Annotated in this window: 1 protein-coding gene; it reads left to right on the top strand. The window is 72.9% G+C overall.

Annotation, left to right across the window (positions count from 1 at the left end):
• On the top strand, positions 1 to 1,072 hold a 1,072-nt coding region (locus J0A65_RS23890; RefSeq protein WP_332874380.1), incomplete at both ends, for a KinB sensor domain-containing domain.

Raw genomic sequence — 1,072 nt, 5'->3', positions numbered from 1 at the left:
GATCGGCGATACGCCCAAGCCGGAACAGCTCGCCAGCAGCCGTGAGGGCTTCGTGGCCACCCTGGACCGAGGCCTCGCCGCCAACCTGGGCAAGCGCTACAGCCGTGGCCTCGAACAGGCGGCCGTGCTGCACCAGCAGATGATGCAGGCCGCCAGTGCCGGCACACCCGCCGGTCAGTCGCCCCATGGCCTGGCCACCTACGACCCCTTCAGCGAAGCCTTCCAGCGCCTGCGCCAGCACCTGTTGGAGCTGCAGAACCAGGTGATCGAGCGGGTCAGCGAGGCCGAGCAGCAGGCCGCCGAGGCGGCGCACGCCGTGCAACAGGCCCGGCAGCGCCAGGCCGACGCGGGTGATGAGCTGCAGCGCCTGGCTACCAGCGAGCCGGCCTCGCGCCTGCTGCCCCTGCACCAGGCCTGGCAGCAGGCGCGGCAGGAGCGCGAGCAGGCCGAGCACGACCTGCTCGCGCTGCGCGAACGGATGCAGGCCTGCGCCGAGCGTGAGCGGCTGGCGCTGTGGCAGGCCAGCCGTTATGCCGCGCACGGTTGTGCCCAGCGTCAGGCCGCGCTGACGCAACTGCAGCAGCAGTATGCCGAGGTGCAGGCCTGGCTGGGCGAGCGCAGCCAGCATGCGCGCCTGGGCGAGCTGCTCAGCGGCTGGGACGAGCGCTTCACCCAACGTTCCAGGGGCGAGCAGGGCGTGCAGGCGGCGCAGGCGCGGCTGAGCGAATCCGCCACGCAGCTCGCCGCGCTGCAGCGCCAGCGTGAGGCGCAGGGGGCGCGTCTGACCACGCTGCAACAGCAGCTGGAGCAGGCGCGCGCTGCCGAGGCGCAGCAGCAGGCCAGCGTGCAGGACCTGCTGGGCGCGGCGGGAGAGGCGGGGCTGTGGCAGGAGGTGCAGGGCCAGCAGGCGCGCAGCCGTGTGTTCGACCGCTTGCAGCAACTGGCGCAGCGCCGTGAGGCGCTGGGCGGGCAACTCGCCGGGCTGCCGCCGCGCCTGGCCGAACTGCAGCGTCTGCAGACGGACAAGAATGCCGAGATCGGCGCGCTGCGCGAACGCTACAAGGCGCTCAAG

This window comes from Bowmanella yangjiangensis (genome assembly GCF_017255015.1).
Taxonomy (GTDB): domain Bacteria; phylum Pseudomonadota; class Gammaproteobacteria; order Enterobacterales; family Alteromonadaceae; genus Bowmanella; species Bowmanella yangjiangensis.
The sequence above is the reverse complement of the archived record's forward strand: the minus strand, read 5'-3'. Positions and strand labels throughout refer to the sequence as shown.